Origin of the sequence: Streptomyces sp. NPDC052107 (genome assembly GCF_040680215.1) — a bacterium.
Lineage (GTDB): Bacteria > Actinomycetota > Actinomycetes > Streptomycetales > Streptomycetaceae > Streptomyces.
Genome location: NZ_JBFAWG010000330.1, coordinates 1 through 1,044 on the forward strand (window position 1 = coordinate 1; position 1,044 = coordinate 1,044).

2 protein-coding genes are annotated in these 1,044 nt (G+C 71.7%); both read left to right on the forward strand.

Annotation, left to right across the window (positions count from 1 at the left end):
- Nucleotides 1-376: FCD domain-containing protein (locus AB0M27_RS48225; RefSeq protein WP_365732513.1), on the forward strand; the 376-nt coding region annotated here is incomplete at its 5' end.
- The coding region (locus tag AB0M27_RS48230) for an MFS transporter (RefSeq protein WP_365732514.1) at nucleotides 373-1,044 on the forward strand (672 nt) is incomplete at its 3' end. The genes AB0M27_RS48225 and AB0M27_RS48230, both read left to right, overlap by 4 nt.

Here is a 1,044-nt window from a genome sequence, read left to right on the forward strand (position 1 = left end):
GTTCGCGGCGCGCAAGGCCGTGCCCGCCTCGCCCCGGCTGATCGCGCGGCTCGAACAGCTCCTGGAGGAGCAGCGCGAACTGGCGGAGGCCGGGGATCTGGCGGCGGTGGCCGTCAAGGACCGGTGTTTCCACGCGGAGATCGTCAAGTACGCGGGGAACGAGATCCTCTCGCGCCTCTACGACCAGCTGCGCGACCGTCAGCTGCGGATGGGCGTCGCGGTGATGGAGGCCCATCCCGGGCGGATCGAGGCCAACATCACCGAGCACGCCGAGCTGTTGGAGGCGATCCGGGGCGGGAACCCCGAGGAGGCCGCGCAGGTCGTGCGGCGTCATGTCGGGCGCGTGCGGGAGCTGGTCAGGGGTGAGGACCGGTGAGTTCAGGGGCCGCGCCCACCCTCCCGCTGCCCGGTGACCCGCCCGGAGGCCGGCGGGCCGCCTGGGTCTGGGGCATCGGCGTCGCCGTCTACTTCGTCGCCATCATCTTCCGTACGAGCCTGGGGGTGGCCGGACTCGACGCCGCCGACCGGTTCGACGTCAACGCCTCCGCCCTCTCCACCTTCTCCATCCTCCAGCTCCTCGTCTACGCGGGGATGCAGATACCCGTGGGGCTGATGGTCGACCGGCTCGGCACCAAGCGGGTCCTCACCATCGGGGTCGTCCTGTTCACGGTCGGCCAGCTCGGCTTCGCGCTCTCGCCGTCGTACGGGATGGCGCTCGCCGCGCGCGCCCTGCTCGGCTGCGGCGACGCGATGACGTTCATCAGCGTGCTGCGGCTCGGCAGCCGCTGGTTCCCCGCCCGGCGCGGCCCGCTGATCGGCCAGGTCGCCGCCCTCTTCGGGATGGCGGGCAATCTCGTCTCGACCCTCTTCATCGCCCGCGCCCTGCACAGCTTCGGCTGGACCACCACCTTCGTCGGCAGCTCGCTGGCCGGTGTGGTCGTGCTGGTGCTGCTCCTGCTCTTCCTGAAGGACCACCCCGAGGGCCACGAGCCGCCACCGGCCGAGCATGCCGGAGCCACGTACGTGCGCAAGCAGATCGCCGCC